The organism is Streptomyces sp. H27-D2 (assembly GCF_035828615.1).
GTDB lineage: Bacteria > Actinomycetota > Actinomycetes > Streptomycetales > Streptomycetaceae > Streptomyces.
In genome coordinates this window covers 1-14,490 of record NZ_JAYMZR010000073.1, presented here as the reverse complement: position 1 = coordinate 14,490, position 14,490 = coordinate 1, and the positions used below count along the sequence as shown (strand labels likewise).

General features: G+C 67.0%; 14 protein-coding genes. 7 read left to right on the top strand and 7 right to left on the bottom strand.

The features are described 5' to 3' along the window. Positions 1-5: 5 nt before the first annotated feature. Genes QMK28_RS24615 through QMK28_RS24605 form a run of 3 tightly spaced genes read left to right on the top strand, consistent with a single transcriptional unit; the run spans position 6 to position 4,004 of the window. Positions 6-2,336, top strand: a complete 2,331-nt coding sequence (locus QMK28_RS24615; protein ID WP_326441649.1) for a dynamin family protein — start codon at positions 6-8, stop codon at positions 2,334-2,336. After that, positions 2,333-3,550: an Hsp70 family protein gene (locus QMK28_RS24610; protein ID WP_326441647.1), complete on the top strand. Its 1,218-nt coding sequence runs from the start codon at positions 2,333-2,335 to the stop codon at positions 3,548-3,550. Before QMK28_RS24615 ends, QMK28_RS24610 begins: the two co-directional genes overlap by 4 nt. Then, positions 3,543-4,004: a hypothetical protein gene (locus tag QMK28_RS24605; RefSeq protein WP_326441645.1), complete on the top strand. Its 462-nt coding sequence runs from the start codon at positions 3,543-3,545 to the stop codon at positions 4,002-4,004. The genes QMK28_RS24610 and QMK28_RS24605 overlap by 8 nt, the downstream gene beginning before the upstream one ends. Positions 4,005-4,494: 490 nt before the next feature. Here the strand turns inward: QMK28_RS24605 and QMK28_RS24600 are convergent, their stop codons facing one another. Then, a complete protein-coding gene (locus QMK28_RS24600) occupies positions 4,495-4,899 on the bottom strand; it encodes a Rid family hydrolase (RefSeq protein ID WP_326441691.1) in 405 nt (134 codons plus the stop codon). A gap of 26 nt (positions 4,900-4,925) precedes the next feature. On the opposite strand from QMK28_RS24600, the gene QMK28_RS24590 reads away from it, so the two are divergent. Continuing rightward, on the top strand, positions 4,926-5,783 hold the full coding sequence (locus tag QMK28_RS24590) for a transposase (protein WP_443050810.1): 858 nt from the start codon (positions 4,926-4,928) through the stop codon (positions 5,781-5,783). Between the two features lie 66 nt (positions 5,784-5,849). On the opposite strand, the gene QMK28_RS24585 is transcribed toward QMK28_RS24590, so the two are convergent. From QMK28_RS24585 to QMK28_RS34370, 5 genes are all read right to left on the bottom strand, one after another. After that, complete coding sequence (locus tag QMK28_RS24585; RefSeq protein ID WP_326441641.1) at positions 5,850-6,239, bottom strand: hypothetical protein; 390 nt, start codon at positions 6,237-6,239, stop codon at positions 5,850-5,852. Beyond that, on the bottom strand, positions 6,236-6,505 hold the full coding sequence (locus QMK28_RS24580) for a hypothetical protein (protein WP_326441639.1): 270 nt from the start codon (positions 6,503-6,505) through the stop codon (positions 6,236-6,238). The genes QMK28_RS24585 and QMK28_RS24580 overlap by 4 nt, the downstream gene beginning before the upstream one ends. A gap of 593 nt (positions 6,506-7,098) precedes the next feature. Then, on the bottom strand, positions 7,099-7,614 hold the full coding sequence (locus QMK28_RS24575) for a hypothetical protein (protein ID WP_326441637.1): 516 nt from the start codon (positions 7,612-7,614) through the stop codon (positions 7,099-7,101). Between the two features lie 340 nt (positions 7,615-7,954). Next, on the bottom strand, positions 7,955-8,680 hold the full coding sequence (locus QMK28_RS24570; protein WP_326441635.1) for a hypothetical protein: 726 nt from the start codon (positions 8,678-8,680) through the stop codon (positions 7,955-7,957). A gap of 285 nt (positions 8,681-8,965) precedes the next feature. Further along, positions 8,966-9,409, bottom strand: coding sequence for a helix-turn-helix domain-containing protein (locus tag QMK28_RS34370; RefSeq protein WP_443050809.1), 444 nt, complete (start codon positions 9,407-9,409; stop codon positions 8,966-8,968). A gap of 1,230 nt (positions 9,410-10,639) precedes the next feature. Here QMK28_RS34370 and QMK28_RS24560 point away from each other — a divergent pair. Together QMK28_RS24560 and QMK28_RS24555 are read left to right on the top strand one after the other, a co-directional pair. Next, positions 10,640-11,422, top strand: coding sequence for a hypothetical protein (locus tag QMK28_RS24560; protein ID WP_326441631.1), 783 nt, complete (start codon positions 10,640-10,642; stop codon positions 11,420-11,422). Continuing rightward, positions 11,412-12,575, top strand: coding sequence for a helix-turn-helix domain-containing protein (locus QMK28_RS24555; protein WP_326441629.1), 1,164 nt, complete (start codon positions 11,412-11,414; stop codon positions 12,573-12,575). Before QMK28_RS24560 ends, QMK28_RS24555 begins: the two co-directional genes overlap by 11 nt. A gap of 102 nt (positions 12,576-12,677) precedes the next feature. Here the strand turns inward: QMK28_RS24555 and QMK28_RS24550 are convergent, their stop codons facing one another. Then, complete coding sequence (locus tag QMK28_RS24550; RefSeq protein WP_326441627.1) at positions 12,678-12,848, bottom strand: hypothetical protein; 171 nt, start codon at positions 12,846-12,848, stop codon at positions 12,678-12,680. Positions 12,849-13,243: 395 nt separating this feature from the next. Here QMK28_RS24550 and QMK28_RS24545 point away from each other — a divergent pair, with 395 nt between their 5' ends. After that, positions 13,244-14,059 (top strand): hypothetical protein, encoded by an 816-nt coding sequence (locus tag QMK28_RS24545; RefSeq protein WP_326441625.1) that lies wholly within the window; start codon positions 13,244-13,246, stop codon positions 14,057-14,059. The last annotated feature ends 431 nt before the right edge of the window (positions 14,060-14,490 follow it).

The window sequence follows — 14,490 nt, the reverse complement described above, 5'->3', positions numbered from 1 at the left end:
CCACCATGCGGGACAACGCCTTCACCCGGCTGCGCGCCGACGTCCTGGCCGCCTTCCCGAGGGTCACGGAGACGCTCTCCGGTGAACTGGGCCCCCGTCAGCAAGAGTTGATCGAGCAGTCCCTTGCCCGCCTGGAACAGGGAACCTGTCACATCGTGGTCGCCGGGGAGTACAAGCGGGGCAAGTCCACTCTGCTCAACGCCCTGGTGGAACGGCCCGGGCTGTTCCCCGTGGACGTCGACGTGGCCACCTGTGTGGTGTCCACCCTCGCCTGGGGTCCGCAGGAGCAGGCCGTGGTGCACATGACCGATGCGGGGGCGCCGGACGGCAGCGGCACCCGACAGGTCGGTATCGGGCTCGACCGGCTGCCGGAGTTCGTCACCGAGCAGGGCAATCCGCGCAACCACAAGCAGGTCCGGCTGGTGGAGATCCAGGCTCCCGTCCCGCAGTTGGAGAACGGGCTGGTGTTCATGGACACGCCCGGTGTCGGCAGCCTCAACCCCGAGCACACCGCGGTCACCCACGCCTTCCTGGAGCGCGCCGACGGCCTGGTCTTCGTCTGCGACGCCATCGAGCCGCTCGCCACCTATGAACTCGACTTTCTCGAAAGGGCGTTGGCGAGGTGCGAAGTCGTGGTCACCGTGGTCACCAAGACCGACAAGGTCCGCGATCCCGTCCCGGTGATCACCGGGGCGCGCGAGAAGATCGCCGCCCGCACCGACCGGCCCGCGGAGCGGCTTGTCGTCGTGCCCGTCTCCTCCTTCCGCAAGCTCAAGTGGCTCCGGGACCGCACCGACGACCAACTGCTCGCCGATTCCAACTTCCCCGAGCTGGACCTCGCGCTGTGGGAGGGGCTGGCCACCACCTGTGGTGCCGTGCAGTTGCGCCGGGCGCTGGACGCGCTCGGCGATGCTCTCGCCATGGCGGGCTCGCCCGTGGTCAACGAGCTGGCGGCGCTGGAGTCCGACGAGTCCCTGCGGCGGATCCGCCGGGAAGTGACCGAAACGACCGGGCGGATCAAGGAGTTGTCCGCGGGCGGCGCGAAGTGGCGCACGGACCTTCGCCGGCGCTTCGACGAGGACACCCGGCCGGCGCGCGCCGCGTTGCAGACCGCCTTCGACGCGGGGCTGCGCGATTACCACGAGAAGGTGAACGCGGGTGCGGACCCGGGGGCGGACGAGGTGGTCGGCCAGGTCACCTCTCACATACTCAAGGCGCTCACCGAGGCCCATGATCGTCTGGCCGCTGTCGCCGTTGCCCTGATGGCGGAGTTCGCACGGCAGACCAGCCTGGAGCTCACCTCGCCCCAGGCTCCCAAGCCACCCTTCTCGGCCGCCGTCTCCGTGCCCAGCGTGCCGCTCAACATGCGTCCCGCACGGTTCTTCGACCAGTTCCGGGCGAGCTGGTCCACCGGTATGGCAGGCGTGGGTACGGGCGCCGCCGTCGCTTTCGTGGAGCCCCTGAGCGGGCTCGCCGTGATGCTGGGCCTGGGCACCATGGGGTTCGTCCACGGCGTCCGCAACCACCGCAAGGATCTGCGCGAGCGGGCCGAGAAGGAGCGCAATGCCCGGCTGCTCCAGCTGATCACGCAGGAGTTCGGCGTGCTGCGCCGACGGGCCACGGAGTCCTTCACCCAGACCTACGGCGACATCGCTCAGTCTCTGACGGAGGAGCTGAACTCCCAACTGGCAGCGCAGCAGGAGTCGCTGACCGAGTCCGGCCGCCGGCTCCAGGAGGCCACCGGCCGCACCAAAGCCGAACTGACGGGGCGGCGGGGCGAGTTGCTTACCCGTCAGCAGATCTACCGGAACCTGCAGGGCGAACTCGACCGTTTGCGGGCGCGGGTGGAACGGCTTGCCTCCGCACCACCACGGGGCTCCCTCCCCGCGGGGCGACGCCCCGAACTGCCCGGCCCTGACGCGTCAGCCACGGCTCCGGCGCCCGCCGGGCCGGGCACCGCGTCCACGGCCAGGGGCGACGCCGCCGGCGTGGCGGCGGAAATCGCTCTCGGTGTCACCACGGAAGCTGCCCTGGGCGCGGCCGTCGGCTCCACGGGAGCCGACGGCGCCGGGAATACCTCCCCGGCATTCGAGGCGGACGCCGTGGGGACGGCCGCAGCGCCGGACGCTGGCTCCCTCGTGCCGCAGAACTCGGACGCGCCCGCATCCCGGACCCCGCACGCCGTCGTACCCCAGGAGACGAACACCGTCGAGCCTCAGGACCCGGCCGTCCAGACTCCCACCACACCGGTCGACGACGTCGACACTGATGTCGTGTCCCCGTCGGCCCAGGACTTCGACGCCTCGTTCGACCCCGACCTTTTCGACGCGCCATGACCGGCGGCGGTAACCCGGCGGGGCCGGTCTATGGGATCGACTTCGGCACGTGGTCGTCGGCGCTGGTCGTCCTGCGCCACGGCCATCAACCGCTGCCGGTACGCGATCCGGTGAGCCCGTACGGCGCCACGTCGGTGCGCAGTGCCGTGTGTCTCCTGCCGGACGGATCCGTGGTGGTGGGCCAGGCCGCGCAGAACTCGCGCCTGCAGCGTCCCGAACGGTTCCGCGCGGAGTTCAAGCGGGAGTTCGGCGAGCCGTATCCGCACCGGCTCGGGGAGCGCGGATTCACAACGGCACAGCTGACGACGGAGGTCCTCGGCTTTCTCGTCCAACAGGCCCGGGCGGCCGTCGCCGCCGCCCCCTCCCAAGTGGTGATCACCGTTCCGGCCACCTGGGAGGGCAGTCGACACACCCTGATGGTGGGCGCCGCCGAGGCGGCGGGACTACCGCCGGAGATCGTCGAGATCCAGAGCGAACCGGTGGCGGCCACCGCGTACGCCCTGCACGACCACGGGCTGGACCGCGACCGTACGGTCCTCGTCTACGACCTCGGCGGCGGCACGTTCGACCTCGCGGTGGCCCAGGGCACGAGGGAGGGATTCACTGTGCTCGGCGCGCCCGGAGGCCTGCCCGACGTCGGCGGGATCGCCATCGACCAGGCCGTGCTGTCCCTCATACGGGAGCGCTGTCCCGATGCGGTGGACGGCCTGCGTCGCGCAGCCGCCGGCTCCGACGACCCCGGAACGCTGCGGCGCGCGATCATGCTGGCCGAGGCCTGTACGACCTTCAAGCAGCAGTTGTCCGTCTCCTCCGAGCACTCGGACCTGCTGACCATGCTGGATCCGCCGACAGAGGTCACGTTGACGCAGGCGGACCTGCGGGAGGCCATCCGGCCCCTGCTGTCGGAGACGGTCGAGGAGTGCGAGCGCGTGCTCCGGGCGCAGGGGCTGCGGTGGGAGGATCTCGACCTGATCGTTCCCGTCGGCGGCAGCTCCCGGCTTCCCATGGTGGGTGACCTGCTGGCGGAACGCTCCGGGCGCACGGTGCTGTCCGTCTCCGAACCCGAACTCGCGGTGGCGACCGGCGCCGCCTGGCTGGCGCGGAGCACCGCGCCGGCGGCGGCGCCACGAGCGCCCCTGCCACCGAAGGTCAGATCACTGCTGGAGGCGGGCCTGACCGACCGCATGGTGAGGGAGGCCGCAGGTCATGCCTGACGCTGACCCCACGGCGGAGGACGCCTTCGAACTGACCGCCCACTGGCGGCGGCTCGTCAACGACTGGGTGCGGCGCCAGCACCGCCCGTACGAGGTCACCGCGTCTTCGGTCACCATCGAGTTCGACCATCCCGAGGCCGAGCGGAAGATCCAGCTCGACTTCGCGGCGACGAGCAACGACATGCTGCTGGTGATGGCCACCGACGACCGCTATCTCAAGGACGACCAGCTGGCTGCGGCGGCCGCAGCCGCGAACGCCTGGAACATCGAGTGGTACGCGCCCACCCTGACCGTGTACAACCTCGACGGCGAGCAGCCGCCCTACCTGCTCGGGTTCCGTGCCCTGCCGATGGCCTGCCGGATCACGCAGAGCGCGTTCCGCATCATGGCCGACCAGTGGCTCAGGGAATCCCTGGCCCTGTTCACCTGGTGCCACCGCGAGTGCCGCCTCTGAACGGCGGGCTGGTCTGCACATATGGGTTGCCTGCACCACGGCTGACGGATCCGTGCCGCCACCGAATCGGGCGACAACCAGCTGTTACGCCCTGGGGTCGAGCCCGCGAGGCGCGATCCGCCAGACCCATCCCTGACCAGCACAAACCTAGTAGCGTGTCGTTGCTTCGTGGTCGGTGCCGAGAGTCCTTCGGGGGGTTGATCACGCTGTCAGGCCAATGGAGGATTCTTCTTGTCGGTCGGCGGATGTGTGTCGTTCGAGCCGGGCCGGCAGATCGTCCAGGTCGGAGGTGTGAACTTCCACTGGAACGGCTGTGCCGCGGCGTTGTAGCGGTCTTCGAACCTCGGAGCCGATCCCTGCCCTGGTCGAGATCGGTGAAGTCGAGCGGAGGCGCAGTCTCTCGGCCACGGCGGGAACAGAGCGGTCGCCCGCGCCGCCGGCGTCCGTGAGGCCAGGGTGTCTGCCGCAATGCGGGAACTCGGCTCCGGGTTCAGTTCCCGGAGCCGACGATGGCGGTAACGCGGATCTCCGCGCGCATGGCGGCGAGGCCCAGGGCCGTGACGCCGGTCTCGGTCCAGATCGGCGCGCGGCCGTCGAGGCGACGGCGGAACTGCTCGGCCATCACCGTGTTGTGGTCGTGGCCGATGGCGTCATCTCCCGGTGCGACCTGGTGGCAGGAGTTGAGTTGGATGACGTCCTTCCATGTCGCGCCGACCGTGGTGAGCGTGCGCTCCACGTTGTCGAAAGCCTGGATGATCTCGTCTTCCAGCGAGTCGGGGATGACCAGGTCGTCGTCCACCCCGGCCTGGCCGGAGGTTTCGACCCGGTCGCCGACGCGGACGGCCCCGCTGTAGCCGAGGGCCTCGTGCAGCTTCTCGGCGAAGCCCGGAGTGATGCCGAAGGTGACGCGTAACCACGCCCATGCGCGCGCTGGAACAGCTCATAGTCGATTTCAGGCTCCTCCACGGTGGAGCGGCCGATGATCAACCCGCAATAGCCGATGGAATCGCCTTCGACACGGCGCCCGATGGGCATGGTGAGCGCGCTCGCGCTCACCATGCCCTGGTCCACGAGCTGCTGGCCCAGAACATGGGGCTGCGGGAGATCGCCCGGTACCTGGGCTGGGGCCGTCACACCGTCCAGCGGTACGCACGCGCCAAGAACTGGCAGGACATGGTGAGAGGCCGCAAGCGCCAACAGCCCAGCAAACTTGATCCGTTCAAGCCCTACCTGGAACACCGTTGGGCCGAAACCGCAGGCCACGTGACCGTCCTCGCACTGCACCGGGAGATCACCGAACGCGGCTTCCGGGGCAACTACTCCACCGTGAACCAGTGGACGCGCCGGGCCCTGACAGCGACGGACGGCACCCCGCCCCCACCCACCGCACCCTCAATCCGGCAGGTCACCGGCTGGCTCACCCGGCACCCCGCCACCCTCGCCGAAGAAGAGAAACTTCGCAGGGAAACGGTTCTCGACCAGTGCCCGCAGCTGGAGGTCGCAGCCCAACTGATCAGCTCGTTCGCGGAAATTCTCACCACACTCGACGGCAGACGCCTGACCGGCTGGATCACCGACGCCATGACCTCCGGCCTGCCCGGCATCAGCACCTTCGCCGCCGGACTGGAAAGCGACTTTGACGCGGTGACCGCCGGACTTACCAGTCCCTGGAACTCAGGTCCTGTCGAGGGGGCAGCCAACCGGATCAAAATGCTTAAAAGGCAAATGTTCGGCCGTGCCGGATTCCCTCTTCTTCGCAAGCGCGTTCTCCTCGCGTGACGCTAGGTAGTCGGCTCACACAACTTGGGCCAGACCCCCACAGAAGTGCTTACGAACAGGCTGGGTTCAGCGGTTGAGGTCGAAGACCCGGACCCCGGACCCTTCGTATGCCTCCGGCGCGACCGTCGCCACCAGCGCATCGTTGTCCGGATCGAGTAGCAGGCTCCGCACCCCATGGATCGCAGCGGCAATCCCCACCGGAACACCCTCACGGTGCAACAGCATCACCTCGTAGGTCCCCGAGTAATCGAGGTCGAGTGTGTGAAGGACCTCCAGCTGCCCGATGTGCTCGATGATCCCAGGCCGCTCCCGCTCTGCCTCGACCAACGACAGCAACGGCACCCACAGCCGCGCGTCCGCCTCGATGTAGGCGCGGTGGACGAGGCCGGACACCTGCTTGTTGCCCCCGAGCCCCAGCAGAGTGGGCGTATCGAGAACGAAGTGCGTCAGGTTCACCGGCCGACGGTCTCCGCACGGTGCGCAGCAGCGACCGCACGCATCTTCTGCCCCATCTCAGCGCTTTCCTCGTCCGTGACGTAGTGCCCGAACTGCTCGGCCATATAGGCACGAGCCCGCTCCGCACGCTCACGACGCTCTTCCGGAGTGAGGGTGGACTGGGCGAATTCCTCGATGACAGCACGCATAGACGTCCCTCGCGCCTCAGCGAGCACGGCAAGGCGATCCCGGACTTCCGCCGGCACACGGATCATGACATCAGACATAGCACGAGTATACGTGCGCGTAGACGCCGCGGGCTCTACTTCAACCCGCCTCACACAACGCTATCAAGACCCTCCCGGCAGACATCCAGCCCAACGAGATCAGCACAGCAGCCTCGCAAGAAACACAGGGCCAGGGCGACGCCGAGGCGCAGTAGCCCCGACCGGCAAGCAGAACGCGGAGCGCTCCAGACGCACATCGCGCCGCACGGACCGAAGAATCCGAGCTGCCCAGCCCGCCGAACCACAGGCACGACGCCATCCCTGGGCCTAGGAGATCCACGGGAGAGCAAGAAGACTTCACAACCCCGAAGCCGCAAGGGTCCGCCGCTCCTCGTGGGCACCTATGTGCCCACCAAGGGGCACAAAAAAGCCCTCCAAAACCACGTTTCCGCAGGTCAGAGGGCATTTGATTGTGGAGCCTAGGAGATTCGAACCCCAAATGAGCAACGCTCCCACCTGCGGTTTTACCAATTCGTTACGACAGAATCGGACTTCCTATCCGTTTCCATCCCGCTCGATCCCGCTCAATCCTGCTGCCCGGACTCGGTGTGCCCACTGGTGGGCACACCGCGAGGACCTGTTGCGACTGCAACTCAAATACGCCAAGAACCCCATAATCGTAGGCTTCCAAGCCCTCTACAACCACCAAAGCAGCAAATTTGGACTGACGGCCGGCTGTGGCCAGGGAACGCGGCCTGGCGCCTGTGAAGCTGGCGTTGGACACCGCCCCGCAGAGTCGTTCTGGTGTCCCCGGGCAAGACCGCGCATGAGCCCGCGCCGTAGAGGGTTCCGGCGCCGTTCTTCTTCCGGATGGCCACGGTGACCGGCAGCAGTTCGGCCCTCACTCCCAGCTGGCCGTAGGCGTTCCGCAGCGTCAGGCACGCATCGACGCAGATGTTCGCCGGAGCGCGGCCGTCGGAGAGGGCCACCCACAAGTAGGGCAGGACCAGTTCCACAATCTGTTCCGGCTTGGCGTGCCCCAGCATCCGCGCCATGAGATCCATGCTCCCCGGCAGCGCCGGAGCCTCCCTGCGCGGACGCGGTACGGAGGGACGGGAGACGCGCTTCTGCGGTGTCCGGTGCTTCTTGCCCCGCTGCTGCTTCGACATGGGCAGAGCCTAGAGATCTCAACCGGCCTTCTGGCAGACCGCGTCGTCCGGCCTGACAAGGCTCCGCCGCGGGCTGGGCAGCCCAGGGCGTCGCGGTTCAGCGGTCGCTGGGGGCGAGCAGGCTGGTGACCTCGGCGAGGGCGGCCGCGCCGGGCTTGAAGTACTTCCGGGCGGCACTGAACCGGCAAAGTCGAACATTTCACCCAAGAGTGACAGCGAGGGGAGCACCAAACCGCCACAACAGGGCCGAGGAAGGCTGCGAGACGATCGCCTGGCAGCCCAAGTGACGACCATAGGCGAGATCTGAGTGGACTTGCTGACCGACACAGCGAGAAGAAACCTAGCGAATAAGGGGAGAGAACTCAGCGAAATCACTGGCTCTCATGTAGTCGAGCTGCCCAAGAAGCACGCGGATCTCGTAAGTGGGACTGTCCGTCTTCGCAGCCTTGAACATGCGCTCGATTATGGCTGTTTGGAGGGCAGCCCGCCCTTCTTCGATTGTGGCCCCGTCAATCTCGCTCCCTGCCGGTCCGAGGAGGCCGGCGCGCGTTAGGGAGAGGAGCGTCAGCTGGCCAAACAAGGTGATCTTGTTCTCTCTGCGCGCGACGAACCACCTCTCAACCCCCCCGACAACGCGAACTACCGGATCAAGGGAGCTGCTTTGGGAGGCCTTCAGGAACTTCTTCAGGAGATTGGAACGCACTAGATAGGCAGGGTCGAGCACACCTGTGACGATCTCATCTGGCATCGAGACCCGTCCGGTCCGCTGTGAGAGCCAGACCGAAAATTCCCTGCGGCTCGGGCCAGTTAGAGGTCGAAGAGCCTCTACGCCTTCGGCTTGTAGTGAGCCTTTGAGTACCGACGACGTCCAGGAAAGATCTACAGCTACGCCTTCATCATCCGCAAGACCCGAAAACTTCTCGCGGGGGAAGGCGAAGTAGCGAGCTGAGTACAGGCGTCCTAGCTCATCCCACTTGGCCTTCCCGATCCTCACGACAGGGGCGACAAGTACGGTGGGTTCAGCCGAGGGGTCGCGGACGAGGTCGCAATCCTGGCTCAGGAGCACGTACCACCCCGTGGGGCTCAAGACGGTAGCGGCCCAAGCGTCGTTGGGATGTCCGTCGGTCGGCCAGGATCCCTGGGGAAGGCCACTGGCGGTTGAGGGCCCGACACCGCCAATGGCCAACGTTAGGCCCGAGACCAGATCGCCCTGCGCTGGAGGGCTGAGGGCCGTGAAGGACAGTGATTTACCCCCCGAGACAGCGAGAAGAGCCGAACCGGTATTGCCCTGCTCAGATGGCAATTCTTGCTGGTCGTCTTCTCTGTCCACGAGCCCGCCCCAGTGGTGTCGCTAAGCCCTCGCGAGTACGGCGACGGCTGCTTGCCCTGTGTAACTTACTAGTCGCCCCAGTGCATCCGCCCCCGCATCGGGCTTAATGGCTGCCACAGGCGTGGGCGTAGACGGCTCATAGAGAGCGATGCTCGAGAAGGCTGCTTGAGCGCTGAGACGGCCAAGGACATCCGGATCCGCGATCGGATCGACGCTGGAAGCAGCGGAGCCGACGAAGACTGCCGGCTCGTCCAAGTCGATGCTAGGGAGATCGGCCATGAACTGAACCTCCGGTGGGGCCAGCACCTGTCGGACCTCTTCGATGTTGAAGCGGTAGTGGAGACCTGGCGTCTGTCGGGAGGGGATCCGGCCAGCGCGCGCATAGGCACGGACACTGGACGCCGACAGGCCGAGGGCTAGGGCAACGGCTTGGGTCGTGGCTGCACGCCACTGCTGTTCTGACATGGTTCCGTCCTCCCTTCGGAAGCGGTGGCTCCAAGGAGCCGGTGTGTCTCACAGAAGCATTATCCCCGCGCTGACGGTTCTCACACTTCTGACGGTTCTGACGTTTAATAGTCGGTGTTTTCGAGGCAGCCGTCAAGGGATAAATCACCCTAAAGCACGCAAAGAGAAAAAAATCAAGAGTTTTCTTCACGCCTGGGCACTGACATCCCGCACCCGGCCGCACCGTCGCAGAAGTGAGCTGCCTCTCGGCATGGCCTCGCTGCTGCCGTACAAACCGCCCTGCGAGCAGCAAACCGAAACGCTCACCCAACAGACATCAACGAAACCATCACCGTCACCCTCTCCGGCTGGATGATGGCCTCGGGACTGATCCTCCTGACCGTCGACGAGAACGGCGGCGCAACAGGCCCTTTCACCGGCGAACCGGTCTCCTACATGCTCGCCCGCCCCCACGGGATGCCCCCACGCCCCACCTACTTCCGGCACCACGGCGCAACCCGCCCCCACCCGGGTCAACCCCGCTCTCCTCTCGGACTGGACGCCACAGTTCCTCGCGCAACTCGCCGCCCCCTCCGCCGGACTCCTGCGCTCCGGCGACGACGCGGTCCTCCTCGACGTGGCCACCGGGTCACAGGCATGGACCGAACCGGACGAAAGCGGCGGGTGGACCGTCCACCAGCACGGCCCCCTGCGCCTGTGGGGCCAGCTCGAAGACGCGCTCGCGCAGTGGTAGGCGGCCGGCTGCCCGCTTGACGGCGTTGTCAGGTTGAGCGGAGCCCTGCTCCCCGCAACCAGACCACCCCCGACCCGGCCCCCCAGGGGGAGGTGTCCCCGTTGGCTGGGCAACGAGGCCGGATTGACGGCCGCCATCCGTGACTCGCCGCATACGCCCTATCTGCACCCCCCGGCGCTAAGCCGCAGCCTGGGCTGTCCGAAGTTGCGCGGGGATGGTATGGCCCATCGCCCGTTCCATCGAGATCAGAAGGACAACGCGCTCAGGGTCCGCGGCCCGGCGCAGCACCCTAAGAGGTCCGGACTCTCCAGTGGATTGGCCATGCCGTCCCCTGCCCTCCCCGGCATTTCCGCCCCGAAGCGCAGCTCTCGCCGCAAGGCTCAAGATTCCCTGCACTTCCGTCACGAAAGCAGCTGCGCAATTTGATTGAGATCAACTAAAGTGGTAGCACTACTGACGCGCTTCGATGTGAAGCGACGAACCGGAGGGTCCGCTACATGGACATCCCTGTTTCTGCCTGGGCCAGCGACCTCTTCGACGACGAGAAGACGGCTCAGCTCGTGCGGGACCGAATCGGCCAGGCACTGGTCGACATGCAGGCCAATGCTCAGGCGTCCCATCTCGAAGCTGACGTATCGTCCACTCAGGTCCACGGGGTAGCGAGGTACCGCGGAGCCTACGAACGCGTCAGTGCGGCACTGGAGAACATTCCGGGCGCTGAGCTAGTGAAGCCCAACGGCTTCCAGTTCGAGCTGGTGCGAGTGGGCAACGCCCTGCTGTACCCGTTCTGCTTCTCGAAGAAGGACAGCAGCGTCCGGACCGCGAAGATCCAGAATGTGTGGTCAGTGATCCGGGAGCTGTTCGCCTTCGCTCCTCCCTCGCAGCAGGCGGACATCTTCGGGGAGTACGAGTTCGATCCGAGTTCGGTAGAGCTGGGCCCCAAGCTCGCGGCCCTGCCGAAGGACACGCGCCTGGTGCTCATCCCCTTCGCCTGCAACGCGGCCGGGCTCCTCAAGCCCTACTGGGGCGTGGCGGCCCTCGCGAACGACAGCGGCTCGCTGGACTGGATCATTGACCCGGAGCCGCTGCCCTTGCCGGCCGCCCCGACCCTGAAACTCGGCATCCCGCAGCAGAAGACGAACCACTCGGGCTTCGACGAGGGCGAGCAGCCCCTCGTTGCTCTGGCACCCCGCCCCAACGCGGACCGCAAGCTGGATGTCACCCCCACAACCGAAGCCCCTCCGGCCAAGCCCCTGGTAAACGAGGACGATGAAAACTGATCACCCAGTCCTTCCCGGGCTGGAAGAACGCACAGCCACTCCCCGCGCTGTGTCTGATGCCTTCGAGCCAGCCCGGCTCACCCAAGCCCGACGCCTTGCTGGCATGACGAAGAAGGACGTAGCCGAGCGCCTCGGCGTTACGCCGGCGGCGGTGGGTCAGTACGAGACGGGCGTCTCACGTCCCCGACCCGATGTGGTGCCGCGGATGGCCACGATTCTGAACGTGCCGATGGAGTTCTTCATCGCGGGCCGACCCAGCCCTCGCCTCGATTCGTCGATGGCGCACTTCCGCAGCTTGCGCAGCACACCAAAGGCGCAGAGGGAGCGGGCGCTGGCGTTCGCCGAGCAGGTATGGGAGTTGGCCTACGCGTTGGAACGCAGAGTGCAGCTGCCGCATGTGGACCTCCCCGGCTTCGCCGGCGGGGAGGTCCATCCCGGGGTGGCTCTGCCCTCGGAGCCCACTGCCGCCGCGCAAGAACTGCGCCACCAGTGGGGACTGGGCGATGGCCCGGTGACTCACCTCATTCGACGTATGGAATCCCACGGCATCGTGGTGGTGCTGCCGGCCGAGGCAGATGCTGCCGCCTCAACAGTCGATGCGTTCTCATCTCGCTCGGCGCGGCCGTTGGTGATTCTGACTCGCAACCGGGCGAACGACGTCTACCGTCATCGGTTCACTGCTGCCCACGAACTCGGTCACCTGGTGCTGCACGGCGACGCCACCGGCGACAGCAGGCAGGAGCGCGAAGCGGACGCTTTCGCAGCAGAATTCCTTACGCCGCAGACAAGCATCCTGCCCCTGCTGCCTCGCCGGATGGACCTGACCTACCTGGCGGGCCTGCGCCGGACCTGGGGCGTCTCGGTCCACTCCCTCGTCTACCGCTGCCGAGAACTGGGACTGATCTCCGACGCGACAGCGAGCAGAACCTACCAACGGCTCCGTGCGCTCGACGGACAACCCGGATTCGCCCCCGAGCCGGTCAGCGGCTACACAGGCGAACAGCCCACCCTGCTTGCCCAGGCATTCGACCTGGCCGTACAGGAGACCGGCTTGAGCATGCGGGAGCTGGCACAGGATCTAGCTTGGACGCCAGCCCGCGTACGGGAACTGCTGGGCATGCCCGACACCAGGCCGGTACTGCGCTTGGTCTGAGCGCGACGCCCCCGCGGTCTGGACTCCGAATATGTGCTTATCCGGAGTCCAGAGGCAAAGGTGGAGGGCCACGACCGTGGTCGTGGCCCTCCGGGGTTCTTCTTACTTCTCTTGCTGCGCCGCGGTGTTCTCCCGGATCGCGTCGGCGACTTCGAGGAGCGCGTGCGTGACGGCGGCCAGTCCCTCGCCCACCGCGTCCGTCAGCTTTCCCTCGCCCTGGAAGTTCGCGGCCCGGCTCGCGTAGTCCGTAGCGGTGTCCCCGTGCAACCCCATGCTTGCGCCCCTCCGCCCGGCGGCCTCTCCCCCGGGCCTCCCTACCCTGCCCGTCGTATCGGGGAACTACGCCGCGGCGGTGCCTGCGCCGGCGGGTAAGCAGGTCCTCGTCGATGTCGCATTGCACCGCTTCGGCTCGCAGCTGGTCGACATGGTCCATCTGGCTGGCAGCCTACGTCGCCAACAACGGGGCACGGTGGCGCCCCCGCCGCACCCGACCGCGACCACCACGGTGGTCCCCTCCGCCGCGGCGGCGAGCAGCGTATAGGCGGCGGTCACCATCGCGGTGACCACGGCGGCCGCGCCGGGCATGCGCATCACAGCGCGCCCGAGGGCTGGGTGTCTTGCCGGGTTCCACGGACATGTTGGCGGGAGTGACGTCATGCTGCTGTGTCATGAATGAGAACGTGCGCCGCTTGGCAATGTGGGTGACTGGCAGGTGGTGGATCGCTCCCGTGGTGATCTTTCCGGGGGTCTTCATGGTGGTGCTGGCGCTGAGCATGTTGAACCAGCTCGATCAGGAGTCAGGACGGCCGCCTTGGGAGACATCGGACCCGTGGATTACTGCGCTCTTCCTTTCAGTGCTCTGCACTGTATGCCTGTACGCAGTCTCTACCGAGGTAAAGGAACGAGATAGTCCGGCAGTTGACACTCGAGTGCGCGCGGCCGAGGCATCGTTCGAGGAGGCGCTCCGCGAGGAGGGGCCGGGGGCCGAATCACCCGGCCGATCGCTGGCCATGTTGTGGGAGCTGACTCATGCCCGATTGGACTCCTACCACCGGATTGCGCAGGGGCAGGCGACGCGGTCGTTCCGGAATGCACAAGGGGCCATGGTGCTTGGGTTCGCGTTGCTGGTGGGTTTCGCGGGGGTTGCTGTGGTGGCGAGCACGACGGCGGGGGCGGTCGTGGCCGGCGGGCTGGGGGCGGTGTCGGCTGGACTGTCGGGGTTTGTGGCTCGGACGTTCGTGAGGTCGCAGGAGACCGCGGCGGGTCATCTCCGAGCGTACTTCGATCAGCCGTTGGAGTTCTCTCGGTACCTCGCGGCGGAGCGTCTGGCGGCGACGGCTGAACTGTCCGCGGAGCAGCGGGCGGAGATCGTGACGGCGATGGTGCAGGCGATCATCGCTGGGCCTAATCCGCCGCCCGTGGTGGGCGTGCAGACCGCACCGGGCGAGGTCACGATGCCGGCGCAGCCGGGGCCAGTGCGGTGAAAGGGCGGCTCCTGGTCGTTGGGGCGCCGTTAACGAGCGGCGAATCAGGTGACCGTGAATCGGAGCCACCGCTACCGCTATCCGTTGCACGATTGGTCCCCAAGGCCGACCACTCACTCAGATGCCGGCGCCGCGGTGGCTACGGCGATCCGCTCGGTGAGAGTGGCACCCATGAACATGGCCGGAGGGGGTACGTCGTCACGGACAAGTGCCCGTACCTGGGCGAAGAACGCTTGCGGGTCCGCCTCGACGTGCGCCTCAAGCGCGGCAAAATCCACCTCGCTCTGCCACAGCCGGAGGGCGTCTAGCCTCGATCGTTCATGAGTCCTCGTCGGTGTGCTGACGGGGACTCTGTGTTTGCGAGGTGCGGTTCTTTCCGGGCTGGGGCAGGTTGACGGCCCGGTTGTCGCGTCGGGTGGGCGCCGGGTTCC